This is a genomic window from Coprococcus sp. RTP31081st1_H1_RTP31081_211007, from assembly GCF_040227275.1.
GTDB classification, from domain to species: Bacteria; Bacillota; Clostridia; order Lachnospirales; family Lachnospiraceae; genus Coprococcus; species Coprococcus aceti.
Genome location: NZ_JBEHVP010000001.1, coordinates 846,728 through 862,071, shown reverse-complemented (window position 1 = coordinate 862,071; position 15,344 = coordinate 846,728). Strand labels below are relative to the sequence as shown.

The window sequence follows — 15,344 nt, the reverse complement described above, 5'->3', positions numbered from 1 at the left end:
TTCAATTTAAAGTCAACTATAATTATTTATCCTTGTTATCAGCGTCGATCACTGACTGGATCTGTTTCATGAGAGAGTCGTAGTTAGCCTGATCGTCGATCCCTCCAAGCATAGGCTCTCCGACAATATTACCATTTCTATCGACTAGTATGGTTGTAGGAAATGCCATGATGTCGGAGGCATATTTGCCTATGCTGGAATCAGAGTCAACGGAGATATTGCGGTATTTTGCACCCTGGCTGTCAAGAACGGCTGCGGCTTCCTTGATAGCATCTTCGTTTCCGTCAAATGTCTCTGTGTTGATACCTATTACCTCGCCGCCCATCGATTTGATGGCATCATTTAATTCATTAAGCTTGGACAATTCTGCGACACAAGGCTTGCAGCCGGTAAACCAGAAATTAACGACAGTTACTGCATTATTGGAAAACAGGCTTTCGTCAACAGAATTACCGTCAAAATTCTTGCCGGAGAAACTCTTGAAAGGCGTGATTTCTTCGGAACTGTCGTTCTGGTCGGTGCTTTCTGATCCTGCGTTTTTATTTTCGATTTCATCTATCTGCTTTTCAATCTGTCTGATAGTTTCGATATCATCGTTAAGTGTTTTCAGTTCATCATCCGTAAAGGATTCCTTGTTCGATTCTATTATGCCGGCCAGATAATCGGCATAATTTCCGCTTGGATCAGCATCGCTTTTATTCGCCATGCCAAATGCCTTGTTCCATACATCCTGGTGATCTGCAAAGATCTGGTTCTCCTGCTGATATAGATCATCCAGCTTTGTGTTGGAATTGTCCACAGCTTCAGTGGTGGATTCTGTCTGGGTTTTTTGTGAATTCTCAGTGGTGGCAGATCCTGATCCGTTACATGCTGTGAGAGATAATGCTGCACAGAGAGTGATAATAGATATTAATGTTCTTTTTGTCTTCATAAATAATTGCTCCTTTAAATAATAATTTAAATAATATTAGTGTGGTTGATTGTTACATGTTGGTTTTGGAAGCTTGCTTATGTCCTTTTGGGGAACATGGCTTTCCCATAAACTGATAGTGGATCGCATCTTTTGGACATGCCTTCATACAAGCTCCGCATCGTATGCATTCTGGATGATTTGGTGTTTTGCATACATCTACATCCATTTTGCATGCCTTTGAACACTTACCGCATCCGACACATTTGCTGCTTTCAACCTTGATACTCATAAGGCTGACCTTGTTGAATAATGAGTAGATTGCGCCGAGAGGACAAATCCATTTACAGAAGGGTCTGTAGAACAGAATACTCAGAACGACAACTGTAATTAAAATAAGGCATTTAAAGGAAAACAGCTTTCCGAGTGCAGAGCGTATAGCTGCATTTCCAAGTGAAAGTGGTATAGCACCCTCCAGAACACCTTGTGGACAAATATACTTACAGAAGAACGGGTCTCCCATTCCTATGGAGTTCGTTACAAGCATCGGCAGAAGTATAACGAAAACAATAAGGATTATATATTTCAGGTATCTTAGTGGTTTCAGCCTGGCTGTGGAAAACTTTTTCCCGGGGATTTTGTGAAGCAGATCCTGAAACCATCCAAATGGACACAAAAACCCACATATAAATCTTCCGAGGATCACACCGATTAAAATGAAAAAACCGGTTATGTAGTAAGAAAATTTAAATTTGGATGATCCGACGACCGCCTGAAATGCACCGATGGGACACGCTCCTGTTGCAGCAGGACAGGAGTAACAGTTTAGTCCTGGTACGCATACTGTTTTTGCTTTGCCCTGATAGATCTTGCCTTTAAATAAATTGGGGATGTGAATATTGGTAAGCAGCGTGGCTGCTGCCTGTATCCATCCGCGTATTCTGGCTGTTTTTTTTGACAGTGATTTATTCTTATCCAATTCCTACACACTCCAGACATAATTTTATTGCTTTGCTGAGCACGGCAGCCGCTTCACCTCTGACTGCACCATAGCTGATCATTGCCATACCCGTGATGAGTAAAATGATCTGAGACATTTTCCTGTACTTCAAGTTATTGCAGCTCCTTTCATGATTGTGTTTGTTGACCAGCTGACTTGGATATTATACAATAGCTGTTGTAAAATTTTTGTTAAGAAGGATTTTTGTTAAGAAACAGGTGACAGTTTTGAGATTATTGATAGTTGAAGATGAGAAGCAGATATGTGATATGGTTGCGAAAAGCCTGTATGATGCCGGGTATGAGGTGGATACCTGTTATGACGGAGAAGAGGCTCTTGAATGCATTCTGTCAGAGGAATATGACCTGATCGTTCTGGATCTGAATCTGCCGGGGATGGATGGAATGGAGATTTTAAAGGAACTCAGACAGAAAAATGAGGAGACAAAGGTTATCATATTATCTGCGAGGGGACAAATTGCGGATAAGGTTGAAGGGCTGGATGCAGGTGCAAATGATTATATGGAAAAACCATTTCATCTGCAGGAGCTTGAGGCGCGTATCAGAAGTCTTACAAGAAGAAAATTTGTACAGAAGGATGTATGTCTGGAAAGTGGCGGGATAAAGTTTGATACGATAAAACGTGAGGCATACGCAAAAGGAGAGAAGGTTCCCCTTACAAGAAAAGAAAATGGAATCCTGGAATATCTGCTTCTTAATCTGGGCAGACCGGTAAGCCAGGAGGAATTGATGGAGCATGTCTGGGATGCTTCGGTTGACAGCTTCAGTGGAGCAATCAGAGTACATATGTCTTCGCTGAGAAGAAAGCTTAAGGCAGTGCTTGGATATGATCCGATTTTGAACAAGGTGGGAGAAGGCTATAAAATACGAGAGGAGTCCGACAGATGAAAAGAATGTCGCTGCAGTGGAGGCTTACCTGTATAATCACATTATATATTGCGCTTATATGTGGATGCCTTACTTTGCTTGTCTATAAAAATGGCGTGTATTATATTGATTCTCTGCAAGAAACCGTTGATGCCCAGGGAGATGATAATGGGAGCGGTACTGATGAAATATATATCAGTATTCCGGAGGATAAATGGGATGAATTTGCAAATGATTTTTCTGTTAAGGTGTACAATAATAAGGCAGATTACAAGAAAAACAGCCTGATAATTTCTGCCTTGCTGGCCCTGCTTGGCGGAGTAGCTACATATTTTATAAGTGGGCATGCACTAAAGCCTATCAGTGAGTTTTCTGATAAAATTGAAGAGGTACAGGCACAGAATCTGGCAGATTCACGAATAGAAGAAAACAATGTTAAAGAACTGAACCAGCTCAGCGTTTCATATAACAAGATGCTTGAACGCCTCTCGGATGCATTTGAGATACAGAGACAGTTTACTGCAAATGCAGCACATGAGCTCAGAACTCCACTGTCTTTAATGCAGATACAGCTTGATTCATATAATTCTTCCCGGCATCCGGGAGATGATGAAGTCACTCTGCAGACGATAAAGATGGTAACTGAACAGAATGAGAGACTCAGCAAAATGGTAAAGACACTTCTTGATATGAGTGAGCTTCAAACTGTGAGCCGGGATGATAAAATAATGGTCGACGCGCTTGTTGATGAGGTATTGGCGGATCTGGAACCTCTTGCACAGGAAAAGGATATAGAACTTATTGGAGAATGTACGGATGTAACGATGATAGGAAGTGACATCCTTATTTACAGGATGTTATACAATCTTGTTGAGAATGCTATAAAATATAACCGCACAGGAGGACGGGTTACAGTGACAGCGCGTCAGAAGGAAAAACACGTTTACCTGTCAGTAGAGGATACCGGAAATGGCATCCCGGAAGAATTGAAGGATCGCGTGTTTGAACCTTTCTTTCGCGTGGATAAATCCAGAAGCCGTGAGCTTGGCGGCGTAGGACTGGGACTTGCTCTTGTCCGCGAGATCGTGATAGTGCATGATGGTAATATTGCAGTTAAGTCTAATCCGTCTGGAGGAACGATTTTTGAAGTCGTTTTATAAAGTGAGCATTACAGCCGTTACATATAACAGACTTACCCACTTACTTTCCGGTAACAGCATATTGGCTGTCATACATAGCCTTAAGATTTTCGTTGGAATTGAATTTTTCTCCTATGCAGAATTTTTCAGACCATGTCATGTAGTATGCCCATGGAGTGTGTGACTTCTCCAGAAGATGTATATCCGGTATATATCCGACTTCGGTAAGGGCAGCAACCTTGTTCGGAGAGGTAGCTTCTACAAGCTTTGTATATTCTTCACTGTAATCGGTTGCTGTGTATTCCGGCAGATATATGTCCATGGAGACAATATCAACGAAGTCATCTCCAGGGTATACGCCTTTTGTAGGACAGTTCCATACCCATATAAGGTTGTTGATGTTCAGTACATTTGTATAGTAGTCGAACATGAGTCTGTAGAGCTTTGCCGCAACAGCAGGACCTTTGGCACCCCACCAGAACCAGGTGCCCTCGGACTCGTGGAAAGGTCTCCACAGAACCGGGATATCTTCAAGCTGGAATCTTCGGAGTTCCTTTGCGATGATGTCCATATCGTGGTAGAAAGCATCACGTTCTCTTGTTCCTGGAATGAGCACCTTTTCAGCGTCGAAGTCAGTGTGCTCTGTGTAGAAACTCTTGTCACGACCTCCAATCGGAGAGAACCAGTGAAATGTGAAAGTGACAATGCCATTTGTTTTCTTTGCCCATTCGAGAGCGGTGTCAAGGGTATTCTGATTTTCATATACCTCTGTGAGACATTCTGCGGATGCATCATTATAGTTTATGTTTGGCGAGTATCCAAGCAGCTCGAAACCTCTGAGTGCCGGATATTTGCCTGTCTGTTCGTATATATAGTCAATCTCCTCCATAGGATTGGTTTGTGTGTGCTGACCTGTTATTATCTTTTTACCAGAAATCTCCGATAAATAATCCAGCAGATTCTGTGCTGAATGCGATATGTGCTTGTTTGCTGCTTTCTGCATCTTATTTTCTCCTTCATTAGTATGTGTTTGATATGCTTTTATCATATACAAATAAATGTAATAATTGTATTATATAAAGAGCAAAAAATTGTATAAACCTATCATGATACAACTTGGATCGTAGGGGGAGACTGCTATGGAAATGTTTGAGTACATTGATGAGATGAAACAGCCATATGATATATTTTACACAGATTGGGTGCATTCTGAATTGCACTGGCACTATTACAGTGAGATGCTTTATATAGTCAGCGGATCTATCCGGGTGATCTGCAATGATGGAGAGACGGTTCTCAGAAAAGGGGATATGTGCTACCTATATCCGCTGCAGCTTCACAGTATAAAGGCGGATAAGACCTGTACGGAATCGGTGAAGTATGCGGTCATAAAGTTTAATATGTATACACTGGGCATTCCCCAGACTTATGTAAGGAAAATGTATGATTGTTTTGTATACAGGACGGAGACTACAGATTTCTGTATGGTTATAAGGTCTGAAAAACTAAAAGAAAGTATGGCAGATATTGTTCAGGATATATTTGAGGAGTATACGGAAAAGCGGGAGATGTACATGCTTGCGGTTCAGTCTGGGATATATAAGCTGCTCATCATCATGGCAAGACAAATGAAAACAAATGGAGATTTTAAGCATAAGAGGTCGGATGGTGATGTGTATTTCAATCACATACTGGAATATATAGATGCGCATTCGTCAGAACAGATAGAGGTTCAAGATCTGGCAGAAATGTGCAGTATGAGTTATTCACACTTTGCCAGATCATTTAAGGCTCGTTATGGAAGATCGTGTAAGGAATACATATTGTATATAAGGCTCAACAAGGCGCAGAACATGCTGCTGTATTCGGATTATTCCATGGAATATATCGCGCAGGAAAATGGTTTTTCGGACAGCAGTTATTTTATCCGTGTGTATAAAAAGTGGAGGGGAATCACTCCGAAACAGGAAAGGATGCAGAACAGACTTTAGTATCCCAATAGGGTGCAAATGAAACAGACTCACATGTGATCGAGACACAAGTGAGTCTGTTCATAAACCGATTATATTGTTGCCGTTGCGGACTTTGCACGGCTGATTTTATTTCCCCCGAATTTTCGTCTCAGCTGTTTCATAACCCACAGGTACGCAGGTATCAGGAAGAGATCAGCACATACCCATGCAAGCGGACTTCCTAGTGATACGCAGATGAAACCGAAATGAGGCACCAGCACGAAACCGGCAACAGAACGGGCAATCATCTCACATATGCCTGCAAGTATGGCGAAAGTCGAGTATCCAAGCCCCTGTATCATGAATCTTACGATATTCACAAGAGCCAGGAATATGTAGAATGCGGCGTTGATAACTACGAATTCATATATGTAGCCGATAAGCTCAATCTGTTCCTTCTTTACAAAGAGAAGTGCAAGCTGCTTTCCGAATACGATGGAGAAAGCCAGAGCCACGAGGGCATATATGATTCCCATCTTGATACAGGCTTTAAGTCCCTGATCAACACGGTCAAGACGTCTGGCACCAACATTCTGACCTCCGTATGTTGCCATGGTGGAGCCCATTGCATCGAAAGGACAGCACATGAACATGGAAATCTTGCTTCCTGCTGATACGGCTGCAACATATGTTGAACCCATATCATTGACTGCGGTCTGAAGAATGACACTGCCTATGGCGGTTATGCTGTACTGCAGGCCCATAGGCAGACCCATACCGCAGAGCTTAAGGCAGTGGCGCATGCTGAATGTCCAATCCTCTTTACTGAATTCAAGATACTTCAGTTTCTTTGTCATGTATATCGTACATATGATTCCTGACACTGCCTGTGAAGCTACTGTGGCAACTGCAGCTCCGGCGACGCCCATAGGAACAACAAGTATAAGATCAAGTATTATGTTGACAATTGATGAACCCACAAGGAATATGACAGGTGTGATACTGTCTCCGAGTGATCTCAGTATCCCGGCGGTCAGGTTGTAGAGGAAGGTTGCCGGAATGCCCAGGAATATTATAAATATGTATATATATGCATCATCGATGATATTCGAAGGTGTTCTGAGAGCCTTGAGTATCTGCATGGTAAAGATACTTACTGCCACTGTTATAACAGCAGCCAGTGCAACGGATGACCATATACTGTTGATTATATAAGCCTTAAGAGCTTTGAAATCCTTCGCACCGTAAGCCTGTGCAACAGGGATTGCAAATCCGTTGCAGATTCCTATACAGAAACCGAGTATCATGAAGTTGATGCTTCCGGTGGAACCTACCGCCGCCAGCGCGTCAGTCCCAAGCTTCTGCCCGACTATGACAGAATCTACCATATTATAAAACTGCTGAAATATCAGACCAAAGAGAAGGGGCAGACCAAAGTTCAATATAAGCTTTGAAGGCTTTCCTTCAGTGAGGTCTTTTGTGCCACTGATGCGTGCGATAAAATTCTTCATGTAATTCACCTCTCCAAAATTGTTATTTACAGGTTGTTTTCACGATATCGTGTGTTTGCTAGTTAATCACCTTTTAATGATTTTATATATGGAAAAAAGGTGATTAAACGTGGTAAAATGTAAACACTTTTGTAATGCTGAAAACTTGATATATATTAGTCTCTGAACTAATATAAGTATAGTCGTAAAAGTGATGAAAAAAGAGAAAATAATTGTGCATAAAGCGCATGGATACGAACCGGGATGATATCAGTAGTGATCATGACCTGGCAGGGGATATGGAATGAGTAGAGATAGTGATAAAAAAAAGAACAATAAAAAACACAGAGAAGAGATTAGAAATATAAGCAGCATAGAGAATGGTACTTCGAGAGCCTACAGGCAGAAGGTGCTTGTCAGACAGGCTGGAAAGCTCGTGGACGAGCTGGAGCGCGCAAGGCGTGAAGAACAGGAAACTCAGGCAGATGGAATCATCAGACAGAAGGTAGTCAAGAGAAAGAGCACCAGGATAGCGTACAGGGTGGTTGGCATAATATTTGTACTGGCAGGTATAGCACTTGTGTGGTGGGCTATGGGAGGTCACTACAGAATGATAAAGGCTGCTATTGCGATTGCGGCCATGGCATATGGATTTTATGTGGTCAAGGCTTCATTTAGAAAGTCTGCATATGATATGACATATCTGTTTGGTCAGGATGTTGTAACGATCATTCAGAAGAGAGGCAGTAAGGTGATACCGTATGAGACTATTACAGGGTATATCATGATAGAGCCTGATCCTGAATTGAAGTATTATATAATTAAGTTTGACAGAGGCAGGGAGAGTTACATAGTTCCATTTGCCGGAGCAAAAGGCAAATGTGAGGCGGTATACGATATCCTGAGAGAGAAGGTAAGAACTGATGAAGAATAAAATACTTGAAAAGCTGCAGAACAGTGATGGATATGTGTCAGGACAGGAGCTCTGTGAGCTGTTGGGGGTATCCAGAACAGCGGTGTGGAAGAACATACAGGCACTCAAGAATGAAGGTTATGTGATCGAGGGCGTGAACAACAAGGGATACAGATTGGTGAGTGAGCCTGATGTAATGTCTGAGGAGAAGATCTCAAAGTATCTTGAGACCAGAACATTTGCCAGAAAGCTTTACTATTATGATGAGACGGATTCAACGAACACCCGTGCCAAGATAGTCGGGGAAACTGACTGTGTTCACGGAGCTCTGTTCGTGGCAAATGAGCAGACTGCAGGAAAGGGACGAAGAGGCCATAGTTGGAATTCTGATAAGGGCACGACAATATCCATGTCGTATCTGCTCAAGCCGGACATAGATATTTCCTGTGTGTCAAGGATAACTCTGGTGTCGGCGGTGGCACTTGCCAGAGCGTTCAGCAAGGTGGATGGAGTAAAGCCTCAGATTAAATGGCCGAATGATGTGTTGTCTGATGGGAAAAAACTGGTCGGAATCCTCACAGAGATGAGTTCCGAGGGAACTGACATAAGCTATGTTGTTGTGGGAATAGGCATAAACGTGTATAACCGAAGCTTCCCTGAGGACATAGCAGACAAGGCCACATCAATACTGCTGGAAAATGGCAAGGGCTGTGACAGATCATGGTTCATTGCACAGGTGTCAAATGAATTTGAAAAGCTATATGACGAATTTATAAAGAATAAGGACCTGGGATTCCTTGTTGATGAGTACAACAGTTATCTTGTGAACAGGGATAAGCAGGTGTATGTAATAGAGGGGGATAAAAAGACAGAGTACACGGCGCTTGGACTTTCAAAGGATGGAGGACTTCTGGTGAGGGATGCCGATGGCGAGGTTCACGATATAATATCCGGGGAAGTATCCGTGAGAGGAATATATGGATATGTGTAAGGCTGAAAAAAATAGCTGATCAAGAATATGGTTATAGGGCTTAAGAAAATTAATAATTGGTATGTATAATTCAAAAAAACTAGAAATATAGCCCCTTATAGTTTATAATCGGCAGTGAGTATATAACAAAACTTAGAAAACACAAAGATGGAGGACATAAAACATGGAAAAGATTCAGATGACCACACCACTTGTAGAGATGGATGGAGATGAGATGACCAGAATTCTCTGGCAGTATATAAAGGATGAGCTTATTTATCCATTTATCGATCTCAAGTCAGAGTACTATGACCTTGGACTTGTACATAGAAATGAGACAGATGACAAGGTAACATTTGACTCAGCATACGCAACACAGAAGTATGGCGTAGCTGTAAAGTGTGCTACTATCACACCTAATGCGGCAAGAGTTAAGGAGTACAATCTCAAGGAGATGTGGAAGAGCCCTAACGGAACCATCAGAGCGATCCTTGATGGTACAGTGTTCAGAGCACCTATCGTAGTAAAGGGAATCGAGCCATGTGTTAAGAACTGGAAGAAGCCTATCACCATCGCAAGACATGCATATGGTGATGTATACAAGAGCGTAGAGATCGATGTTCCAGGTCCTGGAACTGCAGAGCTTGTATTCACAGGCGATGACGGACAGGTTATAAAGGAGACTATACATAAGTTTGATGGCCCTGGTGTTCTTCAGGGACAGCACAACGTGGACAAGTCTATTGAGAGCTTTGCAAGAAGCTGTTTCAAGTATGCGCTTGATACCAAGCAGACACTGTGGTTTGCCACAAAGGATACCATATCAAAGAAGTATGACCATACATTCAAGGATATCTTCCAGGAGATATTCGATGCAGAGTATAAGGAGCAGTTCGATGCAGCAGGTATTGAGTACTTCTACACACTTATAGATGATGCGGTTGCCCGTGTTATGAAGAGTGAAGGCGGTTACATCTGGGCATGTAAGAATTATGATGGAGATGTAATGAGTGATATGATCTCATCAGCATTTGGTTCACTTGCCATGATGACATCAGTTCTCGTATCCCCTGATGGAAAGTATGAGTACGAGGCAGCACACGGAACAGTTATGAGACATTACTACAAGCACCTTGCCGGTGAGGAGACATCAACCAACTCAGTTGCAACTATCTTCGCATGGTCAGGAGCACTCAGAAAGCGTGGAGAGCTTGATGGAATCCAGGCACTTCAGGATTTTGCAGACAAGCTCGAGGCTGCAACCATCAAGACTATAGAAGATGGCAAGATGACAAAGGATCTGGCTCTCATCACAACTCTCGAGAACCCAACAGTCCTCAACAGTGAGAACTTTATCAAGGCTATCAGAGAGACACTTGAGGGTATGCTCTAAGAATGAAATTGTGTAACGGGCTGATTACAGACGTTGCTTTTAACGGGATATCACCTTTATTCATACAAATGGATAAAGGTGATATTTTTATGCCATTGTGTAAAATGTGGCATTGGGTTAAAATAGCTTATATAGCATGCCTATAGCAGCATGCATATAGTAGTTTGTCTATCTGAGTGTAGCGTATAAGATAATGAGGAGTTGCATTTATGAGAATTGAGCATGTTGCGATGTATGTGAATGATCTTAAAGCTGCGAAGAATTTTTTTGAGAAATATCTGGGAGCATCAGCAAATGAGGGATATCATAATAAAACGACGGACTTCCGTTCATATTTTCTCACATTTGATGATGGCGCAAGGCTTGAGATAATGAACAGGCAGGGAATGGATGATTCTGAAAAGACACTTAACAGAACCGGATTGATACATATAGCATTCAGTGTGGGAAGCAAAGAAAAAGTTGATGAGCTTACCAGACAGCTTGCGGAGGATGGCTATGAGGTGACAAGTGGACCGCGGACGACAGGCGATGGATACTATGAGAGCTGTGTGGTCTGCATAGAGGATAATCAGATAGAGATAACGGTATAGGAATGACAGAATAGGAGGTAAAAGACAATGGATAATCAGGTATTAGAGGTAATAAAAAAGAGAAGCTCAGCGAGAGCATACAGTGATGAAGAGGTTATGAAGGAGCAGCTTGAGAAGGTCATCGAGGCTGGGCTTCAGGGACCTACAGGTATGAATAAGAAAGAGATACATTTTACAGTTGTTAAGGGTGATGCTCCAATTCTGGAAGAGCTTGATGCAGAGAAGCGTGCACTTCGCGGACAGGATAAGCAGCCTCACAATTTCTATTATGAGGCTCCGGTGCTCATATTCTTAAGCGCTGAGGATGACTTCAAGTGGAGCAAGGTGGATTCAGGAATTGCAGTTCAGAATATGGCTATAGCGGCAGAGAGCATGGGGCTCGGAAATCTGATAATCGGTTGCGTGTATGATGCACTTCACGGGGAGAAGAAAGCATATTTTGACAAGGCACTTGCAATACCGAAGGGATATTCATTCCAGATAGCTCTTGCCGTTGGACACAAGACTGACAACAAGACACCACATGATTACGATGTTGCTGCGCAGGTAAGTTATCTGTAGTATATATGGGGAGGATATTGCGTATGGGAAAACTTGTAATGGGGTATTGAGACTGCCCATATTGTAGTACGAAACATATAGAAGGAACGAAGCGTGAGTGTCCGTCCTGCGGAAAGCCGAGGGGACAGGAAGTTAAGTTCTATATGGATGGAGTGCGGTATTTGTCCGCGGAGGAGAGTCAGACAAAGGGAAAAGGTGCCGACTGGTTATGTGATCATTGTGGCAATTACAATTCAGCTCTTAACACACGGTGCAGCAGCTGCGGTGCTGAACGAGGTGCGAAGGATAAGGGGTATTTTGACGTCAGGAAAGAGCAGGACGCAAGGAATGCCAGGAATGCATCAGGTACAGGAACGGCTGCCGACGGACAAAAAGGCGGGCAGGGCAATCGGAAAAGAGGACATTCATTTGGAGCATGGAAGATAGTGCTGATCGGCATGCTTGTGATAGCGGCTATAATCGGACTTACGGCGATCATAGCCATGCCAAAGAAGAGGACAGTCACAGTCAGGGATATGACATGGAAGACCAGTGTTGATGTGGAGAAATATATTCTGTGTGATGAAGACGACTGGGAACTCCCCGAGGGTGCCACGCTAAAGACCACGAAACAAGAGGTGCACCATACTGAACAGGAATATGTTGGTGAGCGTGAGGAGACCTATGATTCATATGAGGTGATAGGTTCCCATGTGGAGTACAGCTATGAGGACAATGGAGATGGAACCTTCTCTGAAGTTGCAAATGATGTGGACGATTATGGATATGTGACGAGAACGAGGTCTGTTCCGGTGTATAGAGATAAGCCTATATACAGGACGAAGTATTATTATACAATATGGCGGTGGAAGTACGACAGGACGGAGACCGCCGAGGGCGGTGGAAAGACACCGGAATACCCAGATCCCCAGCTCACAGACAAGGAGAGGCTAAGGAAAAAATCAGTTGAATATGAAGTCACATGTGAAGTGAAGGATAAGGAAAAGACATATAAAGTTGAAAAGTCTATATATGACAAACTTGACATAGGTGAGACATATAAAGTCAGGGCTGACTCTGAGGAGATAGTGAGTATCATAGAGTAAAGACTTAAGAACACGGAGGCGGGCAAAAGTGACAAAGCAGTCAAAGCCTGGTAAGGATAAAAATTCAGATATTGAGAGATATCCGTATCTGGTGGCTGAGCTGTCATGACAGATTGCGGGATATGCTTATGTGGGACCATTTCATGACAGACCGGCATACGACTGGTCAGTGGAGACATCGATATATGTGGATAGGAATATAAGGCATATTGTTGATCCTGAGAGACCATTCTGACCTGCCTGGCTCATCCCCGGATGGATAAGACATAGTGAAAATTATGTCGAATCTGTTCGGGGATTTTTTTATTATAACGAATATGCGGGAAGTCTGTTGAATACTATGTATTTGAGACGAAATAGTTAAGGCGGACATTGAATGAGAGGTAACCATGATAATGGGATGTGCTTTCAGACTATGCAGCTCATAGCAGTTGCAGTGGCGATGGTTTTTGTGCTTTGCGTGACGGCGGGGACTATAGGAGCACTTGCAAAGGCGGATGATGGCAGTTATATGCTGCAAAGCAGCTCTGCAACGGAGCTAATGGGGGACTTTGGTGTGATATGTTTTGACACACTGTATGCACAGACACATCTTCACAGTAACTTTATCACAAGGACACTCAGTGCAAATTCAAACTCGGGACTCAGAAATTCGTATGGAGTATATGAGGAATTCTACTTTGAAAATGCTGAACGGATGTGTGGCTGTGTGTCGGATGCAGGAACTGATATGCTTTATACAGGATCGGAAGTCAGGAGAGCAGATGGCGGTGAAATATATATCCGTATGAATGATGGCTCCGAGACAAAGCTTGACAGTCCGGCAAATGTCAGAACCGATGCGGAGATTGCAGAGGATGGTGAATATTCTAAATATGCAGATATGGCTGATATACAGAGAAAGTTTATTGACTATAGTCAGAAACTTAGGACTTATGCAGACACAGAGGGTACTGTGGATGTTGATATAACAGGTGATATGAACGATAGAAGTGTGTCAGTAAATGGTAGCGGACTGCATGTGGTATCCATGGATTACAGTCAGCTCGCCGCGGGCACAAATCCGATATATTTTGAGTTCCCGGATTATGGTGATGATACGGTGCTGCTCATGAATATTGATCTGGCAGGTATCCAGGATGCTGTTCTGGGCGATCTGATACTTGGAAGCAAGGGCGATGCAAAGGCAAACGATAATGGTAATTTTTATAATGCCTACAACAGAATGTATTTTAACTTCTATGACAGCTCGGCAGCAGATGGACAATTTGGCGGAAGCATAACATTTGCGGGCAGGGGATTTGGAACAGTGATAGCTCCAGAGGCAGCGGTAAATCTCGGACACAACTGGGATGGTTGTGTGGTGAGTGAAGTATTCTCAAACGGAGGAGAGTTCCACAGAGTACCGGGAAATGATTTCCTGGATGAAGAGCCAACGACAGAGGGTACGACGACCGAAGATACGACAACCGAAGATACGACAACGGAGGGCACGACAACCGAAGACACAACCACGGAAGACACAACGACAAAGGATACGACAACGGAAGATACCACAACAGAAGACACGACGACAGAGGACACGACAACAGAAGATACCACAACAGAAGATACCACAACAGAAGACACGACAACAGAATCAACAACAGGAACAACAACAGAGGATACCTCAACAGAAACTACGACGGGTACAACTACAGAGTCGACCACGGAACGTACTACATGGAGTACAACAGGAACGACAATAACCATGACAACTACGCGCAGCACGCCTCCGGGCAGACATCCAGATACAGGTGATCGGCTGCCTGTAAAAGAAACGGCAGTTGTGGTTATTCTGGCTCTTATGGGAAGTGCGGGGATATTAATATATAAAAAAATAAGAAAGTAGACATATTCTATTGAAATAGGACATAGAGCTGGGCTACAGCACCGCCATGTATGCAGCGTTTTACATGGCGGTGTTTTGCGTAATACAGGTAAAAATGCCCATAGTCTTGCATAATATCCCAGGATGTGATATATTTTAGAGGAATTTTGTGGTACAAAATACCATGGCGGGAGAATGTGTTTACATTATTTGACACAGAATAATAAGAAGGCACATTCTTTATTTTTGCTCATTAAAGATAGGAGAACAAGAACATGACGATAACTGATGAAACAATTGATTATGTTGGAATCCTTGCAAAGCTTGAGCTCTCCCCGGAGGAGAAGGAGCAGGCAAAGAAGGATATGTCAGACATGCTTGATTATGTCAGCAAACTGAATGAACTTAATACAGACGGTGTGGAGGCTATGAGCCATACATTCCCATACAACAATGTGTTCCGTGAGGATGTTGTTGTAAATGGAGACGACAGAGAGAACATGCTGAAGAATGCGCCAGAGCAGAAGGATGGCTGCTACAAGGTGCCAAAGACATTTGACTAGGAGGTAGGCTGAAGTGAA

At 43.0% G+C, this 15,344-nt stretch carries 16 protein-coding genes; 11 read left to right on the top strand and 5 right to left on the bottom strand.

All coding sequences use genetic code 11. The features are described 5' to 3' along the window. Positions 1–22: 22 nt before the first annotated feature. Genes ABUA31_RS03760 through ABUA31_RS03750 form a run of 3 tightly spaced genes read right to left on the bottom strand, consistent with a single transcriptional unit; the run spans position 23 to position 2,007 of the window. On the bottom strand, positions 23–931 hold the full coding sequence (locus ABUA31_RS03760) for a TlpA disulfide reductase family protein (RefSeq protein ID WP_055223721.1): 909 nt from the start codon (positions 929–931) through the stop codon (positions 23–25). 52 nt (positions 932–983) lie between these two features. Next, complete coding sequence (locus ABUA31_RS03755) at positions 984–1,889, bottom strand: 4Fe-4S binding protein (RefSeq protein WP_120000181.1); 906 nt, start codon at positions 1,887–1,889, stop codon at positions 984–986. After that, positions 1,882–2,007 carry a CD1871A family CXXC motif-containing protein gene (locus tag ABUA31_RS03750; RefSeq protein WP_004849721.1) on the bottom strand — a complete coding sequence of 42 codons (126 nt, stop codon included), beginning with the start codon at positions 2,005–2,007 and terminating at the stop codon, positions 1,882–1,884. Before ABUA31_RS03750 ends, ABUA31_RS03755 begins: the two co-directional genes overlap by 8 nt. A gap of 172 nt (positions 2,008–2,179) precedes the next feature. On the opposite strand from ABUA31_RS03750, the gene ABUA31_RS03745 reads away from it, so the two are divergent. After that, a complete protein-coding gene (locus ABUA31_RS03745; protein ID WP_238050552.1) occupies positions 2,180–2,818 on the top strand; it encodes a response regulator transcription factor in 639 nt (212 codons plus the stop codon). Beyond that, positions 2,815–3,957: a HAMP domain-containing sensor histidine kinase gene (locus ABUA31_RS03740; RefSeq protein WP_015533238.1), complete on the top strand. Its 1,143-nt coding sequence runs from the start codon at positions 2,815–2,817 to the stop codon at positions 3,955–3,957. Before ABUA31_RS03745 ends, ABUA31_RS03740 begins: the two co-directional genes overlap by 4 nt. 40 nt (positions 3,958–3,997) lie before the next feature. Here ABUA31_RS03740 and ABUA31_RS03735 read toward each other — a convergent pair whose 3' ends face one another. After that, positions 3,998–4,939, bottom strand: coding sequence for a glycosyl hydrolase (locus ABUA31_RS03735; RefSeq protein ID WP_349818443.1), 942 nt, complete (start codon positions 4,937–4,939; stop codon positions 3,998–4,000). Between the two features lie 136 nt (positions 4,940–5,075). Between ABUA31_RS03735 and ABUA31_RS03730 the strand changes: the two genes are divergently transcribed. Further along, positions 5,076–5,927, top strand: coding sequence for an AraC family transcriptional regulator (locus ABUA31_RS03730; protein WP_349818444.1), 852 nt, complete (start codon positions 5,076–5,078; stop codon positions 5,925–5,927). A gap of 71 nt (positions 5,928–5,998) precedes the next feature. Here the strand turns inward: ABUA31_RS03730 and ABUA31_RS03725 are convergent, their stop codons facing one another. After that, positions 5,999–7,399, bottom strand: a complete 1,401-nt coding sequence (locus ABUA31_RS03725; protein ID WP_055273615.1) for an MATE family efflux transporter — start codon at positions 7,397–7,399, stop codon at positions 5,999–6,001. A 283-nt stretch (positions 7,400–7,682) separates the two neighbouring features. On the opposite strand from ABUA31_RS03725, the gene ABUA31_RS03720 reads away from it, so the two are divergent. The 8 genes from ABUA31_RS03720 to gatC all read left to right on the top strand — a co-directional run bounded on the left by ABUA31_RS03720 (position 7,683) and on the right by gatC (position 15,326). Beyond that, positions 7,683–8,312, top strand: coding sequence for a hypothetical protein (locus ABUA31_RS03720; protein ID WP_055143903.1), 630 nt, complete (start codon positions 7,683–7,685; stop codon positions 8,310–8,312). Then, complete coding sequence (locus ABUA31_RS03715) at positions 8,302–9,282, top strand: biotin--[acetyl-CoA-carboxylase] ligase (protein ID WP_055143905.1); 981 nt, start codon at positions 8,302–8,304, stop codon at positions 9,280–9,282. Before ABUA31_RS03720 ends, ABUA31_RS03715 begins: the two co-directional genes overlap by 11 nt. Positions 9,283–9,445: 163 nt before the next feature. Continuing rightward, positions 9,446–10,654, top strand: a complete 1,209-nt coding sequence (locus ABUA31_RS03710; RefSeq protein ID WP_015533231.1) for an NADP-dependent isocitrate dehydrogenase — start codon at positions 9,446–9,448, stop codon at positions 10,652–10,654. A 209-nt stretch (positions 10,655–10,863) separates the two neighbouring features. Further along, the gene (locus ABUA31_RS03705) at positions 10,864–11,247 is read left to right on the top strand and encodes a VOC family protein (protein ID WP_022217162.1); all 384 of its coding nucleotides are present in this window, start codon (positions 10,864–10,866) and stop codon (positions 11,245–11,247) included. Between the two features lie 27 nt (positions 11,248–11,274). Further along, positions 11,275–11,808, top strand: coding sequence for a nitroreductase family protein (locus tag ABUA31_RS03700; protein WP_015533229.1), 534 nt, complete (start codon positions 11,275–11,277; stop codon positions 11,806–11,808). Between the two features lie 143 nt (positions 11,809–11,951). Next, positions 11,952–12,893, top strand: a complete 942-nt coding sequence (locus tag ABUA31_RS03695; RefSeq protein WP_349818445.1) for a zinc finger Ran-binding domain-containing protein — start codon at positions 11,952–11,954, stop codon at positions 12,891–12,893. Between the two features lie 376 nt (positions 12,894–13,269). Beyond that, positions 13,270–14,784 carry a hypothetical protein gene (locus tag ABUA31_RS03690; RefSeq protein ID WP_349092942.1) on the top strand — a complete coding sequence of 505 codons (1,515 nt, stop codon included), beginning with the start codon at positions 13,270–13,272 and terminating at the stop codon, positions 14,782–14,784. 254 nt (positions 14,785–15,038) lie between these two features. Beyond that, on the top strand, positions 15,039–15,326 hold the full coding sequence (gene gatC, locus ABUA31_RS03685) for an Asp-tRNA(Asn)/Glu-tRNA(Gln) amidotransferase subunit GatC (RefSeq protein WP_015533226.1): 288 nt from the start codon (positions 15,039–15,041) through the stop codon (positions 15,324–15,326). Positions 15,327–15,344 lie beyond the last annotated feature (18 nt).

Coding starts and splice junctions, on each gene's coding strand:
- ABUA31_RS03730 (WP_349818444.1), top strand. CDS start 5,076: ATGGAAATGTTTGAGTACATTGATGAGATGAAACAGCCATATGATATA.
- ABUA31_RS03690 (WP_349092942.1), top strand. CDS start 13,270: ATGAGAGGTAACCATGATAATGGGATGTGCTTTCAGACTATGCAGCTC.
- ABUA31_RS03715 (WP_055143905.1), top strand. CDS start 8,302: ATGAAGAATAAAATACTTGAAAAGCTGCAGAACAGTGATGGATATGTG.
- ABUA31_RS03745 (WP_238050552.1), top strand. CDS start 2,180: ATGGTTGCGAAAAGCCTGTATGATGCCGGGTATGAGGTGGATACCTGT.
- ABUA31_RS03705 (WP_022217162.1), top strand. CDS start 10,864: ATGAGAATTGAGCATGTTGCGATGTATGTGAATGATCTTAAAGCTGCG.
- ABUA31_RS03720 (WP_055143903.1), top strand. CDS start 7,683: ATGAGTAGAGATAGTGATAAAAAAAAGAACAATAAAAAACACAGAGAA.
- gatC (WP_015533226.1), top strand. CDS start 15,039: ATGACGATAACTGATGAAACAATTGATTATGTTGGAATCCTTGCAAAG.
- ABUA31_RS03700 (WP_015533229.1), top strand. CDS start 11,275: ATGGATAATCAGGTATTAGAGGTAATAAAAAAGAGAAGCTCAGCGAGA.
- ABUA31_RS03760 (WP_055223721.1), bottom strand. CDS start 931: ATGAAGACAAAAAGAACATTAATATCTATTATCACTCTCTGTGCAGCA.
- ABUA31_RS03695 (WP_349818445.1), top strand. CDS start 11,952: ATGGATGGAGTGCGGTATTTGTCCGCGGAGGAGAGTCAGACAAAGGGA.
- ABUA31_RS03740 (WP_015533238.1), top strand. CDS start 2,815: ATGAAAAGAATGTCGCTGCAGTGGAGGCTTACCTGTATAATCACATTA.
- ABUA31_RS03750 (WP_004849721.1), bottom strand. CDS start 2,007: ATGTCTCAGATCATTTTACTCATCACGGGTATGGCAATGATCAGCTAT.
- ABUA31_RS03725 (WP_055273615.1), bottom strand. CDS start 7,399: ATGAAGAATTTTATCGCACGCATCAGTGGCACAAAAGACCTCACTGAA.
- ABUA31_RS03735 (WP_349818443.1), bottom strand. CDS start 4,939: ATGCAGAAAGCAGCAAACAAGCACATATCGCATTCAGCACAGAATCTG.
- ABUA31_RS03710 (WP_015533231.1), top strand. CDS start 9,446: ATGGAAAAGATTCAGATGACCACACCACTTGTAGAGATGGATGGAGAT.